The 14,084-nt window shown below is 60.4% G+C and carries 15 protein-coding genes and 1 tRNA gene; 6 read left to right on the top strand and 10 right to left on the bottom strand.

Annotation, left to right across the window (positions count from 1 at the left end; all coding sequences use genetic code 11):
- Nucleotides 1–24: 24 nt before the first annotated feature.
- The 3 genes from NHAM_RS26690 to NHAM_RS10980 all read right to left on the bottom strand — a co-directional run bounded on the left by NHAM_RS26690 (nt 25) and on the right by NHAM_RS10980 (nt 1,687).
- Nucleotides 25–198 (bottom strand): hypothetical protein, encoded by a 174-nt coding sequence (locus NHAM_RS26690; protein ID WP_157043602.1) that lies wholly within the window; start codon nt 196–198, stop codon nt 25–27.
- Nucleotides 195–380 (bottom strand): helix-turn-helix transcriptional regulator, encoded by a 186-nt coding sequence (locus NHAM_RS10975; RefSeq protein WP_011510629.1) that lies wholly within the window; start codon nt 378–380, stop codon nt 195–197. The genes NHAM_RS26690 and NHAM_RS10975 overlap by 4 nt, the downstream gene beginning before the upstream one ends.
- Before the next feature lie 215 nt (nt 381–595).
- Entirely contained in the window at nt 596–1,687 is a 1,092-nt protein-coding gene (locus NHAM_RS10980) for a tyrosine-type recombinase/integrase (RefSeq protein WP_011510630.1), read from the bottom strand.
- Nucleotides 1,688–2,123: 436 nt separating this feature from the next.
- On the opposite strand from NHAM_RS10980, the gene NHAM_RS26695 reads away from it, so the two are divergent.
- The 3 genes from NHAM_RS26695 (at nt 2,124) to NHAM_RS10990 (ending at nt 3,200) form a co-directional block, all read left to right on the top strand.
- Nucleotides 2,124–2,318, top strand: a complete 195-nt coding sequence (locus tag NHAM_RS26695) for a hypothetical protein (protein ID WP_157043603.1) — start codon at nt 2,124–2,126, stop codon at nt 2,316–2,318.
- Nucleotides 2,319–2,646: 328 nt separating this feature from the next.
- Nucleotides 2,647–2,856, top strand: a complete 210-nt coding sequence (locus NHAM_RS10985) for a hypothetical protein (protein ID WP_011510631.1) — start codon at nt 2,647–2,649, stop codon at nt 2,854–2,856.
- 122 nt (nt 2,857–2,978) lie between these two features.
- Complete coding sequence (locus tag NHAM_RS10990; RefSeq protein WP_041357994.1) at nt 2,979–3,200, top strand: hypothetical protein; 222 nt, start codon at nt 2,979–2,981, stop codon at nt 3,198–3,200.
- Between the two features lie 1,064 nt (nt 3,201–4,264).
- Here the strand turns inward: NHAM_RS10990 and NHAM_RS11000 are convergent.
- From NHAM_RS11000 to NHAM_RS11015, 4 genes are all read right to left on the bottom strand, one after another.
- A complete protein-coding gene (locus NHAM_RS11000; protein WP_011509106.1) occupies nt 4,265–5,374 on the bottom strand; it encodes an IS5-like element ISNha7 family transposase in 1,110 nt (369 codons plus the stop codon).
- 108 nt (nt 5,375–5,482) lie between these two features.
- Nucleotides 5,483–6,154, bottom strand: a complete 672-nt coding sequence (locus NHAM_RS11005) for a phosphatase PAP2 family protein (protein WP_157043604.1) — start codon at nt 6,152–6,154, stop codon at nt 5,483–5,485.
- 455 nt (nt 6,155–6,609) lie between these two features.
- A tRNA-Leu gene (locus tag NHAM_RS11010) sits at nt 6,610–6,694 on the bottom strand.
- A 231-nt stretch (nt 6,695–6,925) separates the two neighbouring features.
- Entirely contained in the window at nt 6,926–7,189 is a 264-nt protein-coding gene (locus NHAM_RS11015) for a FliM/FliN family flagellar motor switch protein (RefSeq protein ID WP_011510634.1), read from the bottom strand.
- A 42-nt stretch (nt 7,190–7,231) separates the two neighbouring features.
- On the opposite strand from NHAM_RS11015, the gene lipB reads away from it, so the two are divergent.
- Nucleotides 7,232–7,957 carry a lipoyl(octanoyl) transferase LipB gene (gene lipB, locus NHAM_RS11020; RefSeq protein ID WP_011510635.1) on the top strand — a complete coding sequence of 242 codons (726 nt, stop codon included), beginning with the start codon at nt 7,232–7,234 and terminating at the stop codon, nt 7,955–7,957.
- A gap of 180 nt (nt 7,958–8,137) precedes the next feature.
- Here the strand turns inward: lipB and NHAM_RS11025 are convergent, their stop codons facing one another.
- The 3 genes from NHAM_RS11025 to NHAM_RS11035 all read right to left on the bottom strand — a co-directional run bounded on the left by NHAM_RS11025 (nt 8,138) and on the right by NHAM_RS11035 (nt 11,403).
- Nucleotides 8,138–8,437, bottom strand: coding sequence for an acylphosphatase (locus tag NHAM_RS11025; protein ID WP_011510636.1), 300 nt, complete (start codon nt 8,435–8,437; stop codon nt 8,138–8,140).
- 73 nt (nt 8,438–8,510) lie between these two features.
- Nucleotides 8,511–10,526 carry an acetyl-CoA carboxylase biotin carboxylase subunit gene (locus NHAM_RS11030; RefSeq protein ID WP_011510637.1) on the bottom strand — a complete coding sequence of 672 codons (2,016 nt, stop codon included), beginning with the start codon at nt 10,524–10,526 and terminating at the stop codon, nt 8,511–8,513.
- A 316-nt stretch (nt 10,527–10,842) separates the two neighbouring features.
- Nucleotides 10,843–11,403: a hypothetical protein gene (locus NHAM_RS11035; protein WP_430707706.1), complete on the bottom strand. Its 561-nt coding sequence runs from the start codon at nt 11,401–11,403 to the stop codon at nt 10,843–10,845.
- Nucleotides 11,404–11,802: 399 nt separating this feature from the next.
- Between NHAM_RS11035 and NHAM_RS11040 the strand changes: the two genes are divergently transcribed.
- Both NHAM_RS11040 and NHAM_RS11045 read left to right on the top strand, forming a co-directional pair.
- A complete protein-coding gene (locus NHAM_RS11040; protein ID WP_011510639.1) occupies nt 11,803–12,462 on the top strand; it encodes a peroxiredoxin in 660 nt (219 codons plus the stop codon).
- Between the two features lie 440 nt (nt 12,463–12,902).
- Nucleotides 12,903–14,030 (top strand): S-(hydroxymethyl)glutathione dehydrogenase/class III alcohol dehydrogenase, encoded by a 1,128-nt coding sequence (locus NHAM_RS11045; protein ID WP_011510640.1) that lies wholly within the window; start codon nt 12,903–12,905, stop codon nt 14,028–14,030.
- Nucleotides 14,031–14,084 lie beyond the last annotated feature (54 nt).

Genomic DNA, 14,084 nt, shown 5'->3' on the forward strand with positions numbered 1-14,084 from the left:
GCGAGCACCGGGGCTTTTTCTTTTTCAGACACGCCGCTCGCGCCACTCTGCCAGAGTGTCTTTCAGATCGGCGATGTCGCGCCGCTGCCGTTCAAGTTGAGCGGCGATCCGTCCAGCGTTGTGTTCGAGTTCGGCCACGATCTCACTGGCGACGGCGATGTCCTTCGTGCGGACGTCAATGGGATAATCGACGCTCATGCCGCCACCGCCGTCTCGGCTTCGCGAGCCGCAATCCATTCGCGAACCGCATCTTCCGAAATGCGGGTCGTCTTCCCGAGCTTGAAAGACCGCGGCGCTCTGCCGTCGCGTACCAGAAGATAGAAATAGGCGCGGCTGATTTTCTGCGCCGTGCAAAACTCATTGATCGTCAACGAAACCATTTTTGAACCTCCTATGTGAAAGCGGGTATCAATCAGTATCCACGTGTCCTCAGGGATTCCCAAGTAGTAGTACGAGTTTCTAAATCGTTTACGAAACATGGTGCAAAGCCCCCGTGCGTCTACTTGCGAACACACACGTGGATGATGGCGCGCCACTCGCCTGAATCGTTCGCTAATATGGTCCCGGCGAGGAGTAGTCGCGGGGGCCGCTCCGGCTACGAAAAACGCGGAGCGTTCGCGCGAATAGCATCGGCCACGAAGCTGGGGGCCAGGTGCGCATAGTGCTGTTCGGTGACGCGCGTCGTCGTGTGGCCGAGTTGCCGAGCAACGATCTGCAGCGCCACGCCGCGCATGACGGCGTGACTTGCCCATGTGTGGCGCAACGCATGGAAGTTTATCGGCGGATCGATCTTCGCCGTCGCGCAGGCGTTCTTAAGCGGGTCCGCTTGGTGGTCACGCTGCCAAGGCTCGCCATTTTCCTTGACCAGCAACATGGATGATGGCGAACGCCCCTTAGCGACCTTAACGACAAACGTCACAGCCTCGGGCGTTAGCACGACATGGCGCGGCTTGCCGCTCTTGCTGTCGCGAATGTGCAGCGTCCCGGCATCCGCGTTGAAATCCTCGACCCGCAAGGCGATCAACTCGCCATAGCGGGCGCCGGTTTCCAGCGCCACGCGCACAAGGCGCTTGAACGACGGCGAACAGGCTTCCAGCAGCCGCTTGGCTTCATCCATGCTCAGGTAGCGAATGCGAGCTTGGTCGACCGATTCGAACGGCGTCACACGCCGCCATGCCGCGTCCGTCGGCACCTTTCCATCGCGCCACGCCATATTCAGCGCGGCCTTGAACGTGGTCAAAATCCTGTTCGCGGTCGATTTGCGGCGACGATCGTTTTCGGGGTCCGTCGTGGTCTTGAAGCGTTGCCGACGGCCATTCTTGGTTCGGATACGCGCCGGAGCTTTCGCCATCTCGGCGTGCCAACGGTCGATCTGTTCCTTGGTCAGCTTTGCGACCTCGACCTTTCCGAATGCCGGCAGGATAAACGCTTCGGCGGCATAGCGCCCTTCCCTGCCCGATTTGGTCTTGCTTTCGAGATAGACCAAATAGTCCGCCATGGCGTCCGCCACAGTGAGCGGCTTGGCGAGACCCGCCTCGCTGTGCGCATAGTCGACCATGCGTCGGCGGGCGAGCGTCTGTGCCTGTTTCCAATCGAGGATGGCCACGCCATCGGCGTCGCTGAAATCGTCAGCGGTGGCCAGCGTCTCGGTTTGGTAGGTCTGTTCGCCAGCGTAGAGCCGCAGCACCCACTTCCCCGCGCCGGATATTGGACGTCGGTATCCAATATGCAGCCCAGGCTCCAAGGCCCGCCAATACGGCTTTCCCTGGGGTTTCAGGCGGCTGCGAGCCGTCCTCGTGTCTAATATGCTGTCGCGAATTGTACGTGCCATCACGGTGGAGAATAGCACGTGTCCAACAGGTGTCCAATAAGCGTGGGTTTCCGGACAAATGTCTATGAGTGTCTAAGTAGAAGAAAGCACTGGGAAATATAGGATAACGATGTCCACGGTAGACGCCCCTAGACGGAGTTAACACCCTTTCACGGTGGAGAGAGCATTCCGCTAGGGAGCGCCACTGGCTTTTTCTCCCTTTGAAATCATTAAATAAAATAGCTCTGCTTGACCCACTTTTAGGAACGGATGTTCTGGTGGGTCACAAAGACACCGTGGCACCTGCGTTAACATGTTGCCTATGTCACCCTGCGTGATCCAGATGCCGTTGTCCGGCGGCGACCGGAAGCATTACGCCCGCGAGCTGCGGCGCGTCGAAAGCCTGCATGCCGGGCTGGTGAAGGGGGTCGAAGCTGCCCACCTACCGGCGCCGTACTCCGCCACGCTGCCGCCGGCGCGCAAAAACGCGGTATTTGTCACACCGTGATCCATATCGGGGTCAGATATCCCACCTTCTGTGCAACTGGGACAGTAGTGTCTCCAAGTCCCGCCATGCTCGACGTTATCCCAATTCTCAGCACGACTAAGATAGTTGGCCGCTTGCTGGATTGATCGTCGGCCGGTGTTCAGCCGAGTGCTGCATCCGCCATCGCATGTTGCCACCCAATTTCCATTGATTAGCTCGATCATTGCGACCACCTCACTTGCGTAGCTTACCGCTAGCATGAAAGTTCAGATACTCGGGGCATGAACAAATTGGCCCTTGCGGCGAACTACCTTCGAGCGTCCTCCGAAACCAAGCAGGAGGAAGCGGCATGACCCGCATCAACCGCGCCTACGTCAAGCGGCTTGAAGACCTCATCGTGCAGCTCGACGCCACGTTCTCCGACATCGAGACTGCGCGGGCTAAAGACTACCTGGCGCGGGATATGCCCCTCCTCGACAAGGAGGCGGACGCAATCCGGACTAGCCGCAGGGCGCATGATGGTCTAAAGAGCGGACCGAAAAATAAAAGCAACAGCTGAACCCGCGACAGCAAGCACAAAGCCCCGCTACGGCGGGGTTTCTTTATGGTGCACGCGCCTATGTAAACTAGTTGACTCTCGTAGAACAGGAACGATCACCCAAGGCAGGACGTTCGGCCATCATGCAGATTTTCAGTTACATCGTCACAGATCTGACCGATCACAAATCGAAACCCATCGAGGCCGCGTTGGAAAGCCTTGAAGACGCCCTTAGCTACGGAAGCCTCTTGGCCCGCAATATGCTCGAGGCCATGCCCGACCTGACGGGCAAAGGGGTATGCGTCACCGTTCTCAACAGCCTAGGCGAAACAGTCTCCATCTTGCCTTTTGACTGTCTTAACTGACCTCAAAACCGGCGAGGCGACTAAACGTTGCTGATCTTTGCGGGAATCCTCGCACCCATGGAATCGGCAAGGCGGTGATGCCCCAAGCTATCAGCTTGGGGCAGGATGGCCACGAGGATGTCGCCCTCAATCCCCGCTGGAGCCGCAAGCCCCGACCGCATTCAAACCAACCATCGGCTATTGCGTGACGGCGGGCCTTTGCGAACGGGGGCACGGGAGGAAACTGCGCGACTCACTTTGGCTAGGTTTTGTCGGCCCCTCGCATAGCAGGGCTACTCGATTGGATACCCTGCCCGTGCTACAAAAAGTGCGCATTGGTCGGCAGAAATATCTGTTCTTTCAATGCGCTGCGCCATCGCTCTCAGGTTTCCGCCAGGGAGCGCCAGCTAGCTCGCAAGCCATTGAAAAGTTGAAAACTCTGAGCGATCATCAGTGTATTCCGTCACGCTGCACAACAGTGATTGAAGTGGGCATGATGATATTGGTAGATCGTTGGCGTTTTCTACATCGTCGTGGTTAGGAGCGTGTGATGTTGTTGTACCCTTGGCCCTTGTACGTAGACCCAGACATTTTGAGCGAGGCGCTAGATATCGCGATGCGTTATCTGAAGTTAACGGGGCAAGCGGTTCAGCTTACAGAGGCGCGGCATGAGGCGGCACACGCTATGTTGGTCGCATGGCGGGCGGGGGTCAGGAATAAGATACGGCTGGCCAATTGCGGCATCGCAGCGGTAGAAAAAGGTTCTTCAGGAGAGAAGCTGCTTCCGTCTCGCGTTGGTTGATTTCGGCTGCCAAACGGGGTGATGGAAAGTGTTATCTCCATGGCATGGCACGACGCTTCGCTAGAGCCTTTCCGCTTCTGCTAGAATCAGAAGCGAGGCTTTATGATTTTGATTTGACGCATTTTCTTCACGCGAACCGGTAACTACTTCGCTCGAAAACGCTCTAGCAGGCTGTTGAAGAAGTTTCCCACGGAGACGGATATGGAATGGAGTCAGCGTGATCTGCGGGCGGCGCCACCATCAGGGTCCTGATCGAGCATCTTGACGGTGCACGACTTGTGTTTCACGCGGCGGCTGCCAGGAGTTTGGGCAAGCGGATCAGGTTGTAGGCCGCCAGCGCCAGGGTGAAGGTGGCGTTGACGCGGTCGCGGCCTCGCAGCTTGATCTTGGCAAGTCCGGCGGAGGCCTTGATCCAGCCGAACACCTCCTCGATGCGCTTGCGACAGCGTTGGCTGACGGCATATCCGGCATGACGGAGAGTCCTCTGGTCGATCGCGGTCTTGCGCGGCTTTCCGGTCTTGCTCAAATGCCCGTCGATGGCGATGTGCGGCGTGACCGAACGCCGTCTTAAGTCCTCGACGAATGCGGTGACGTCATAGGCCTTGTCGGCGCCCAGCGTGATCCGCCGCTCGCTTTGGCCGCGGTGGCAGTCGATCAGCGCCAACGCCTGATCCCGCTCCGCCGTTCCGGTCGCCCGGCTCACGCCACCCAGCACCGCCAGTCCGTTGCGGTTCTCCATCAGGGCATGGCCGATGTAGCAAAGCTTCGCCGGCTGGCCGCCGCCCTTCTTATAGAGCCGTGCCTCGGGATCGGTCGTGCTCTGATGCGTCTCGTTGCAGCGCTTCTCGTTGTGGAAACTGCGCTCGGCGTTGCGTCCCGGTCCATCACTGTCCTGGTCACCGCCGTCCTTGCGCCGGAAGCTCTTGATCGATGCCCACGCCTCGATCAGCGTGCCGTCGACCGAAAAATGCTCGCTTGATAACAGCCGCTTGACCTGGTGCTGCCCCATCAGCGCGTTCAAGAACTTCGCGGCGATCTCACCTTCAAGCAATCGGTCGCGGTTCTTCGAGAAGGTCGAGTGGTCCCACACCGGGTCGTCCACGCCCAAGCCCACGAACCAGCGCAACAGCAGGTCGAACTCCAGCCGCTCCATCAACTGCCGTTCCGAGCGGATCCCGTAGAATGCCTGCAGCAGCATTGCCCGAAGCAGCTTCTCCGGTGCGATCGAGGGACGGCCGAACGCCGTGTAGAGCTTGTCAAAGTCCCTCGACAGATCATTCAACGCCGCGTTCGCGATCTGTCGGATCGTTCGCAGCGGATGGTCGGAGCGAATCCGAGCCTCCAAGTCCACATAGCTGAACAGCGAGCCTGACCGTTCGTCGCTTCCCCGCATCGCTCCCCCCTCGACGCATCCGCATCAAGAGAATCATGCCCAGAACCGCTGCGCCAGAGACTTCTTCAACAGCCTGCTAGCTCGCAAGCCATTGAAAAGCTGAAAAGTCTAGGCGTGAAGCAATCGCGCAAACACTTTTCCGAGAGCTTGCAAGCTCGGGAACAGGTCAAACGATTCCGCCAAAAAAATGAATAAAAGTGCGTGAACAATATACAGACGACCTTGGAACCACGTGAGCGCACGTTCAAACAGGCCCCTCGGGTATGGAAGCGCGGTAAAAATGAAAACGATTGCCGGTCCAAGAACAAACGAACCAATGATGTCGCTTGGATAGTGGAGGCCAACAACGACCCTGGGAATCGCGACTAGCGCCGCAACCCAAACAAAGCAGAAAAATCCGACCAATCGCTTTTCTACAAAGATTACAGCAGCAAGGCCGAAAAACAAGGTCGCGGTGTCGCTCGGAAACGAGTTCGTTCGGTCCCATGGTGTTCGCGGAATGACGGTGTCCAGAGGAATTGCCAAGTCCAAAATTGGCCGCGTGTGGACCGCGATGTGAAACTGCGACCAAACCGATAGCATTGTCGCCAAACAGACCGCCAACAGTCCGGCCAGCATTCGACCGCGACGCTCTGGCTGATCGCTGGAGAACCACAGGGCGGGAATCGAAAAGAACAAGGGAAATCCCCTGAAGAGCGAATTGTTCGCGAGATCCCAGAGGTTGTTATTTCCTCCACCAAATGCGTTGAGCGTAAGCAGGATTTCTTTATCAAGACCCATAAGTGTCGTCGTTAATGAATTCATCACATCAACCCGGAAATTGGCCGCGATCCTGCTATTACGTGCACCCTCTGCTGGTCAATAAAACAATCATGGCCAGGCCGTTATTTCAGCCGGGTGGCCATCGCGGTGGGTTTGACGAAGCCCGTGAAACTGGCGAGCCGTTTGTCGTCGGGCGGCGGCGCGCCTGAGCGGCTTGATCTTGTTGAAGCAGCGCTCGATGACGCTGCGCCCCCTGTAGAGATCGGTGTCGTAAGCGTTCGGGAAATCATGGATAGGTTGTTCTGCGTGGCAGCGTTGCCACCTATCGCGTTTGATACGGGCCATCCGCCCACGGTTTTGCTCCGTCTACATCGAGAGCCTGAATCATAACTCAGCCGCGCGCAAAACTCCCATCAGCCGATTTTTAAAACGGCCTCCAGGAACGAAAATGATCTCAGAGTCGGTTTGTGAAGTGGTGCGCTCGGAGGGACTCGAACCCCCACGATGTTACTCACTGCCACCTCAAGGCAGCGCGTCTACCAATTCCGCCACGAGCGCTGAAAATCGGGCCGAAGCTGGCGCCCCGACCGGATCGACGGCGCCGATGTAACAAAACAATGGTGGAGGGACAAGGCCCAGTGGGACGTTCTTCCCCGGTCGGAAGCGGCTCGGATGAGCACCGCCGCGGGAACCAGAACGATACCGGAATCAGGGGTTTCGAGCGCTCTCTTGCTCCTGGGCGCCGGTCCCGGCCCGGACCTGCGAACTTCAAGTCGGCCCTCGGGCGGCTTATCTGTGGTCCGGCGTCCGCGGCAGCATCTGCTTGACTTCGACCGCGATGCGATTGCGATTGACCACCACCACCCCGCTGGCGACCGGCAGGTTGTTGGCGAGGATCTTGACCTCGTCCTGCTCGGTGGCATCAAGCTCGATAATGGCGCCGCGGCTGAGTCGCATGACCTGATGAACGGGCATCGACGTGGTCCCCAGGACCACCATGAGATCGACGGATACTTTATCGAGCGTCGCCACGAATACAGACTCACGGACCATGCAAATTGCTACGGTTCCAGACCACCACGTTATGGTTAGACAATGGTTAACAACCGCCAGACCCTCGATTTGAAGCTGTTTCCAGCCTCGCCTGGCGAGCTTGTGGACTGGCAGCTGTCCGATACTCCCGTGCCCTACCCGGAGGCCGTTGCCGCCATGGAAGCACGGGCGGCGGCGATCGCCTCGGGTGAGGCTTCGGAGCTGGTCTGGCTGCTGGAGCATCCACCGCTCTACACCTCCGGCACCAGCGGTCGCGAAACCGACCTGCTCCAGGCTCGCTTTCCGCTGTTTTCGACCGGCCGGGGCGGCCAGGTCACCTATCACGGCCCCGGCCAGCGCGTGGCCTATGTCATGCTGGATTTGAAGCGTCGCCGTCCCGATGTGCGGGCGTTCGTCGCCGGCCTCGAGGAATGGATCATCCGCACGCTCGACACCTTCGACATCAAGGGAGAACGGCGGGAGGATCGGGTCGGCGTCTGGGTGGCGCGCCCGGACAAGGGACCGGGCCACGAGGACAAGATCGCGGCGATCGGCGTGCGACTGCGCCGCTGGGTGTCGTTCCACGGCATCTCGCTCAATGTCGACCCCGATCTCAGCCATTTCGATGCCATCGTGCCCTGCGGGATTACCGACGCGCGCTACGGCGTCACCAGCCTCGCCGATCTCGGCCTTCGTGTCAGGTTGAGCGATGTCGATGCCGCCCTCCGACGCGCGTTCGGAGAGGTGTTCGGCCCCTCGGAACTGCGCCTGCCGGAGACGACGGCCTGACCGTCAAGCTGCGCCGCTCTGCGGAGTGCGCGACCGCGCTACGAGCAAGGCTGAGCTTTCGGTGCGCGGACGTTTGCTTAGAGCCTTTCCGCTTCTGATGGAATCAGAAGCGGGGCTCTATGATTTTGATCTGACGCGTTTTCTTCACGCGAACCGGTATCCACTTCGCTCAAAAACGCTCTAAACCGTCGGGAGTTGTGAAAAGCGCTCGCCGGGCCGGATCATCTTTTCGGCGTTCGCCGCCACGGGCTGATCTTCGACCGCATCGACGCGGGCGGCCCCCGGCCCGTTCCGACAGCGCGCCACCATGTCCGCAACGGCATCGGCCGGCCCCGCGAACAAGGCCTCGACGCTGCCGTCGCGGCGATTACGCACCCAGCCGGCAACGCCGAGACGGATGGCTTCGCGCATCGTCCAGTAGCGAAAGCCGACGCCCTGAACGCGGCCACGGATCACGATCTGACGAACCACATCGTCCATCTAGCGTTTCGGCCCCGACAACTTCTCACCGCGGGCATACAAGGTTTCAAAGCGTAGACGAAACATCACGGTCTCACGCAAATTCGAGGATCAGCGCATCCACCGCCAGCGTGGCTCCGGGAACCGCCGCGATTGTCTTGACCACTCCGTCGTACTCGGCACGCAGCACGTTCTGCATCTTCATGGCCTCGATCACGGCCAGTGTCTCGCCGGCCTTGACTTCCTGTCCCTCGGTCACGGCGACCGAGACGACGAGACCCGGCATCGGGCACAGCAGCTTCTTGCCGGTATCAGTCGCGGCCGCAACCGGCATCAGCCGCGCCGCCGCTGCTTCAGTTTCGGTGAACACGTAGATTGCGACTTCGAATCCCTGATGAGCGAGCCGGAATCCGTTTGCGATCGGCCTCACCTGCAATGCGACGGGATGCCCGTCGAGCGTGCCTTGCCAGACCGGTTGGCCCGGCACCCATCGCGAGAGCAATTGATGCGCATTGCCGACATCACCATCCTCGCTGACGAAGCGGATCGCGATGGCATCGCCGTCGCGCGCGACGTCGAGCAGGATTTCAGCGCGGTCCAGCCAGACTGCGCGGCGGCCTTCGCGCGTTACCACGCGCCCGTTCATCTGGCCGGAAATCTGCCGCTTCCGCTCGCCGAGCACGTGATCGATCGCGGCCGCCACCGCGGCCAGTCTGCGTGCGATCTCGCCTTTCGGAGTCCGCGCCGAGAATCCCTTCGGGAATTCCTCGGCGATGAATCCGGTCGAGAGATTGCCGGCGCGCCAGCGCGGGTGATGCATCAAGGCCGACAGAAACGGAATGTTGTGCCGGATACCGTCGATATAAAATGCGTCGAGCGCATGAGCCTGCGCCTCGATGGCGGCGGCGCGCGACGGCCCATGGGTCACGAGCTTGGCGATCATCGGATCGTAATGGATCGAAATCTCGCCGCCCTCGTACACGCCGGTATCGTTACGCACGGTAATGCCGTCCTGGCTCATCTCGGCCGGTGGGCGATATTTGACGAGACGCCCGATTGAGGGCAGGAAATTGCGGAACGGGTCTTCGGCATAAACCCGCGTTTCAACCGCCCATCCCGTTAGCGTCACGTCCTTCTGCGCGATCGCGAGCTTTTCTCCGGCAGCAATGCGGATCATCTGTTCGACCAGATCGATGCCGGTGATCAACTCCGTGACGGGATGCTCGACCTGCAGCCGCGTGTTCATTTCGAGGAAGTAAAAGCTCTTGTCCTGCCCCGCGACAAACTCGACCGTGCCCGCCGAGTCATAGTTCACGGCCATGGCCAGCGCCACGGCCTGCTCGCCCATCTTGCGCCGCGTGGTCTCGTCGAGCAGCGGTGACGGCGCCTCCTCGATGACCTTCTGGTTTCGCCGCTGGATCGAGCACTCCCGCTCGCCGAGATAGATCACGTTGCCGTGCTTGTCGCCGAGCACCTGGATTTCGATATGGCGGGGATCGGTTATGAATTTCTCGATGAAGACCCGATCGTCGCCGAACGACGACTTCGCCTCCGCCTTGGCGAGACCGAACCCCTCGGCGACCTCGGCGGTCGCGTGCGCAATGCGCATGCCCTTTCCGCCGCCGCCAGCCGACGCCTTGATCATCACGGGATAGCCGATCTCGTCGGCGATCTTCACCGCGTGCCTGTCGTCCTCGATCACGCCGAGGAAGCCGGGGACCGTCGAGACCCCAGCCTTGGCCGCAGCCTTTTTGGATTCGATCTTGTCGCCCATCGCGGCGATCGCGCCGGGATTGGGTCCGATGAACACCAGGCCGGCGTCCGCGAGCGCGCGCGGAAACGCCTCACGCTCGGACAGGAAGCCATATCCGGGATGCACGGCCTGCGCACCGGTCTTGCGGCAAGCCTCCACGATCTTCTCGATGACGAGATAGCTCTCGGCCGCCGGCGGCGGACCGATCAGCACGGCCTCATCGGCCATCTCGACGTGAAGCGCGTCGCGGTCCGCGTCCGAATACACGGCAACGGTTTCGATGCCCATTCGACGGGCCGATCTGATGATCCGGCAGGCGATCTCGCCGCGGTTGGCGATCAGTATCCGTTTGAACATGAGCCTGTTGACCTGCAACCTTGAGGCGCGGTCCAATCCTCCGGACGGTGTGCGCGATCTAGCCTACGGACGCAGCCTAACTGTTCCGTCGTACAGAAAAACAAAACAGGAGCAAAGGCTTTTCAGGAGGATCGCCCCTCGAAGGAGCTTTGATGCCAGAAGCTGGGGTTCTATGTTTTCGGTTTGACACGCTTCTTTACGCGAACCGGTATCCATCCTCGGGTCAAGCCCGAGGACATCCTTTCGTTCGAAAACGCTATAGAAACGGCGCGAGCGAGCAACCCGTCGTTCGTTGTCTCAATACGTTTCGCGCGGCCTACATGCTGATATCGAAAACGTTCGGGAGATGCGTCAGCGGCAGTGTCGCCGCCCCGATCAGGCTCGCGACCAGCGCCATCAACTGACGATTGCTGCGGCGTTTTCCGCGCATCTGGCCTGCGATCCACTCCAGCACTTCGATATTGACGCCCACGGCCTTGGTCGGCGCCCAGCTCTCGATAGCAGTGCCCGGCGACAGCGCAACGCTGCGCGGCGGCACCGGAAGACCTGATGCAGCCGCGGCGTGGTGCACGATCGCCTTGGCGAAAAGATCGTCGAACCGCCCGTCATCGCTTCGCTCAGTCGCGGCATCGTTGATTTCGAAAAGAACTTCCGCCTCCGCCCGGCTCACCGGCTGGTTATTCACGGCGGCAGCGGTCAAAAGGCGCACACACCAGGACGCGTCGGTGGGGTCGAGCATGCGGGAAAAATGGACGCGGCCGCGCGCAGTCGGTCCCTCCCCGGTGATGACGCTGTCACGGACCATGGCAAGCGCCGCGACCACGGCCTCCGGGCTGGCAATGGCGGAAATGTCGATCGGGCCGCCGGCGGCGGACATGTCGGAAAGCATGGGGTGGTTCTCGCTTCTGGATCAAATCAGCAATTTCACGCGGGCGTGAATCGTTCGTTAAAAATCAGACAATCCGTCGCCGTGCTTTTGAATTTACCCGACCGCCCGGTTTGTCACTGCGATGTGGATCGCGGTTCAAGACGATCGCAGCACGTTCCGGCGCGCGTGGGGCGTGGGCGCGGCAACATCGCGGCGTCCCCGATCACAATGTCGTAGGCGTTGTCCTAGGCGTTAATTCGCCACACGTGCCGGCTGTCGACAGGAAGATGCTCCGCAACGCCCGCCGGAGAAAAAGATATTGTCCTTTTTTATAACCGGTTCCGTTTCGCGGTCCTGAGGCCTATACTTGCTGCATCCATGGGTTAACTGTGACACGAGGACGTAACTATGACTTTATCGATTGGTACGCCTGCCCCCGATTTCGAAGCCGAGAGTACCGAAGGCCACATCAGCTTCCACAAGTGGCTCGGGGATGGCTGGGCCCTGTTTTTCTCTCACCCGAAGGATTTCACTCCGGTCTGCACCACTGAGCTGGGCGCCGTCGCGCGGCTCAAGCCGGAGTTTGACAAGCGAGGCGTCAAGCTGATCGGCATCAGCGTCGATCCCACCGACCAGCATCATCTGTGGTCCAAGGACATCGAGGAGACGCAGGGCGTCGCGCCGAACTATCCGTTGATCGCCGATGTCGATTTCAACGTTGCCAAGCTCTACGGCATGCTGCCGGCCAGCACCTCGGGCGACGTCAACAAGCGGACGCCGGCAGACAACCAAACCGTGCGCAACATCTTCGTGATCGGCCCCGACAAGCAGATCAAGCTAGTACTTATCTACCCGATGAGCACCGGCCGCAATTGGCAGGAAGTGCTGCGCATCATCGACTCCCTGCAGCTCACCGCCAAGCACGGTGTCTCGACTCCGTCGGACTGGAAGCAAGGCGAGGACGTGTTTTTCTCCGCTGCGGTTCCGGAGGAAGAGGCCCGCAAGAAATTCCCCAAGGGCTGGAAGTCGCCGAAACCGTATTTCCGTATCGTCGAGCAGCCGAAGTAACGCAGGCAGGTGCCGCCCCCACGAAAGCGCATGAAGGGACGCCATTGCGTCCCTTCGTGTCGATCGCGTACCCCTTGATGTCTGCGGCGATTCCGATTTGGCCGCGCTCTGTAATTCGTGACGTTTCCGCGAATCCGAAATTGCTCCGGCGCTCCTGTTTGCTGTGACAGCATTCGCCTAAGCCCGCCGCTCCGCACCAGAGCCCCCACCCCGCCGCGCGCACCGCGATGCCGAGCCTTGCCGGCGCGCCGAGCCGTTCGCCGAGCGGCGCTCATCACCGCCCGCACCGGATGCTCACGACCTGCTCCCATACCGTCATGGGAGCAAAATCGCGATTCATCGTTTGCGGCCTTTAGCACCCGAACCTATGCTATGTGGCAACACGCGTTTGCCGTGAGATGCTCGCGCAGTTTCACACAAGCACCGACAGGGAAATCGCCATGCACGTTCGCGCCGCAGTCGCCGTTGCCGCCGGCAAGCCGCTTGAAATCACGACCGTGCAACTCGATGGCCCGCGCGAAGGCGAGGTCATGGTCGAGATCAAGGCTACCGGCGTCTGCCACACCGACGAGTTCACCTTGTCCGGCGCCGATCCGGAAGGATTGTTTCCGGCAATCCTCGGCCATGAGGGTGCGGGCGTGGTCGTCGATATCGGCAAGGGCGTGACGTCGGTGAAGAAAGGCGATCACGTCATTCCGCTCTACACGCCGGAATGCCGGCAGTGCCCGTCATGCCTGTCGCGCAAGACCAACCTCTGCACGGCGATCCGCGCCACGCAAGGCGCCGGATTGATGCCCGACGGCACGTCGCGCTTCTCTTTGGACGGCAAGCCGATCCATCACTACATGGGCACTTCGACCTTTGCCAATTACACGGTGCTGCCGGAGATCGCGGTCGCGAAAATCCGCGAGGACGCACCGTTCGACAAGGTCTGCTACATCGGTTGCGGCGTCACCACCGGCATCGGCGCGGTCATCAATACCGCGAAGGTCGAACCCGGCGCCAAGGCGATCGTGTTCGGCCTCGGCGGCATCGGACTGAACGTGTTGCAAGGCCTGCGGCTTGCCGGCGCCGACATGATCATCGGCGTCGATCTCAACGACGACCGCAAGGCATGGGGCGAGCGCTTCGGCATGACGCATTTCGTCAACCCGACGGAGCTCGGCAAGGACCTCGTCCCTCATCTCGTCGACATGACCAAGTCCGGCGCCGATCAGATCGGCGGCGCCGACTACACGTTCGACTGCACCGGCAACGTCAAGGTGATGCGCCAGGCGCTGGAAGCCTGTCACCGCGGCTGGGGGCAGTCGATCGTGATCGGCGTCGCGCCCGCCGGCGCGGAGATCGCGACGCGGCCGTTCCAGCTTGTCACCGGGCGCGTGTGGAAAGGCACGGCGTTTGGCGGCGCACGCGGTCGCACCGACGTACCGAAGATCGTCGACTGGTACATGCAGGGCAAGATCCAGATCGACCCGATGATCACCCACACCATGCCCCTCGACGACATCAACAGGGCGTTCGACCTGATGCACAAAGGCGAGTCCATCCGCAGCGTCGTGACGTTCTGAGAGGCCGAGCTAATGCGGTCTATAGAACAGAATTGAGACCTTCTTCATCTCGGT

This window comes from Nitrobacter hamburgensis X14 (assembly GCF_000013885.1).
Lineage (GTDB): Bacteria > Pseudomonadota > Alphaproteobacteria > Rhizobiales > Xanthobacteraceae > Nitrobacter > Nitrobacter hamburgensis.

Excerpts from the sequence above, each read along its gene's own strand:
- NHAM_RS26690 (WP_157043602.1), bottom strand. The coding sequence starts at position 198 with ATGAGCGTCGATTATCCCATTGACGTCCGCACGAAGGACATCGCCGTC.
- NHAM_RS10975 (WP_011510629.1), bottom strand. The coding sequence starts at position 380 with ATGGTTTCGTTGACGATCAATGAGTTTTGCACGGCGCAGAAAATCAGC.
- NHAM_RS26695 (WP_157043603.1), top strand. The coding sequence starts at position 2,124 with ATGTTGCCTATGTCACCCTGCGTGATCCAGATGCCGTTGTCCGGCGGC.
- NHAM_RS10985 (WP_011510631.1), top strand. The coding sequence starts at position 2,647 with ATGACCCGCATCAACCGCGCCTACGTCAAGCGGCTTGAAGACCTCATC.
- NHAM_RS10990 (WP_041357994.1), top strand. The coding sequence starts at position 2,979 with ATGCAGATTTTCAGTTACATCGTCACAGATCTGACCGATCACAAATCG.
- NHAM_RS11000 (WP_011509106.1), bottom strand. The coding sequence starts at position 5,374 with ATGCGGGGAAGCGACGAACGGTCAGGCTCGCTGTTCAGCTATGTGGAC.
- NHAM_RS11005 (WP_157043604.1), bottom strand. The coding sequence starts at position 6,154 with ATGGGTCTTGATAAAGAAATCCTGCTTACGCTCAACGCATTTGGTGGA.
- NHAM_RS11015 (WP_011510634.1), bottom strand. The coding sequence starts at position 7,189 with ATGGTCCGTGAGTCTGTATTCGTGGCGACGCTCGATAAAGTATCCGTC.
- lipB (WP_011510635.1), top strand. The coding sequence starts at position 7,232 with ATGGTTAACAACCGCCAGACCCTCGATTTGAAGCTGTTTCCAGCCTCG.
- NHAM_RS11025 (WP_011510636.1), bottom strand. The coding sequence starts at position 8,437 with ATGGACGATGTGGTTCGTCAGATCGTGATCCGTGGCCGCGTTCAGGGC.
- NHAM_RS11030 (WP_011510637.1), bottom strand. The coding sequence starts at position 10,526 with ATGTTCAAACGGATACTGATCGCCAACCGCGGCGAGATCGCCTGCCGG.
- NHAM_RS11035 (WP_430707706.1), bottom strand. The coding sequence starts at position 11,403 with ATGTCCGCCGCCGGCGGCCCGATCGACATTTCCGCCATTGCCAGCCCG.
- NHAM_RS11040 (WP_011510639.1), top strand. The coding sequence starts at position 11,803 with ATGACTTTATCGATTGGTACGCCTGCCCCCGATTTCGAAGCCGAGAGT.
- NHAM_RS11045 (WP_011510640.1), top strand. The coding sequence starts at position 12,903 with ATGCACGTTCGCGCCGCAGTCGCCGTTGCCGCCGGCAAGCCGCTTGAA.